Below are 1,592 nucleotides of genomic sequence, written 5' to 3' on the forward strand. Positions count from 1 at the left end.
GACTCTGATACAGACTCTGATACAGACTCTGATACAGATTCGCTTACTGACTCAGACACGGACTCTGATACGGATTCTGAAACTGATTCGCTTACTGACTCAGATACAGATTCACTTACTGATTCAGACACGGACTCGCTTACTGATTCTGATACAGACTCAGATACAGATTCGCTTACTGACTCTGATACAGATTCACTTACTGATTCAGATACAGACTCTGATACGGATTCACTTACTGATTCTGATACGGATTCAGATACAGATTCACTTACTGACTCAGATACAGACTCTGATACTGATTCTGATACGGACTCACTTACTGACTCAGATACAGATTCACTTACTGATTCTGATACGGACTCTGATACGGACTCAGATACTGATTCGCTTACTGACTCAGACACTGACTCAGATACTGATTCTGAAACTGATTCGCTTACTGACTCAGATACAGACTCAGATACAGATTCACTTACTGACTCAGACACGGACTCGCTTACTGATTCAGATACAGACTCAGATACGGATTCACTTACTGATTCAGACACTGATTCTGATACAGACTCACTTACTGATTCAGACACTGATTCAGATACAGACTCACTTACTGATTCAGACACTGACTCAGATACAGATTCACTTACTGATTCTGATACTGACTCGCTTACTGATTCAGATACGGACTCAGATACAGACTCGGATACAGATTCAGATACTGACTCTGATACGGATTCACTTACTGATTCTGATACTGACTCAGATACAGACTCTGATACGGATTCTGATACGGATTCGCTTACTGATTCTGATACGGACTCAGACACTGACTCTGATACAGACTCTGATACAGATTCACTTACTGATTCTGATACGGATTCACTTACTGATTCAGATACAGACTCTGATACGGATTCGCTTACTGACTCAGACACTGACTCTGATACAGACTCTGATACAGATTCACTTACTGATTCTGATACGGATTCACTTACTGATTCTGATACTGACTCAGACACGGACTCGCTCACTGATTCAGATACAGACTCAGATACAGATTCACTTACTGATTCTGATACGGACTCAGATACAGATTCGCTTACTGACTCAGACACTGACTCTGATACAGATTCTGATACGGACTCGGATATAGATTCACTTACTGATTCTGATACTGACTCAGACACGGATTCTGATACAGACTCTGATACAGATTCACTTACTGATTCTGATACGGACTCGCTTACTGACTCTGATACGGATTCTGAAACTGATTCGCTTACTGATTCTGATACTGACTCAGACACGGATTCAGATACAGATTCGCTCACTGATTCAGATACAGACTCAGATACAGATTCACTTACTGATTCAGACACTGACTCGCTTACTGATTCTGATACAGACTCTGATACAGATTCGCTTACTGACTCTGATACAGATTCACTTACTGATTCAGATACAGACTCAGATACGGATTCACTTACTGATTCTGATACGGACTCTGATACGGATTCGCTCACTGATTCAGATACGGACTCAGATACGGATTCGCTCACTGATTCAGATACAGATTCACTTACGGACTCAGA

General features: G+C 41.4%; 1 protein-coding gene. It reads right to left on the reverse strand.

What is annotated here, in order from left to right; translation table 11 throughout:
- A partial coding sequence (locus ACGHCK_RS11410) for a hypothetical protein (protein WP_394304580.1) occupies positions 1-1,592 on the reverse strand: 1,592 nt, incomplete at both ends.

The sequence above is a fragment of the Lactococcus muris genome, from assembly GCF_042849115.1.
In the GTDB taxonomy this organism is placed as follows: domain Bacteria; phylum Bacillota; class Bacilli; order Lactobacillales; family Streptococcaceae; genus Lactococcus; species Lactococcus muris.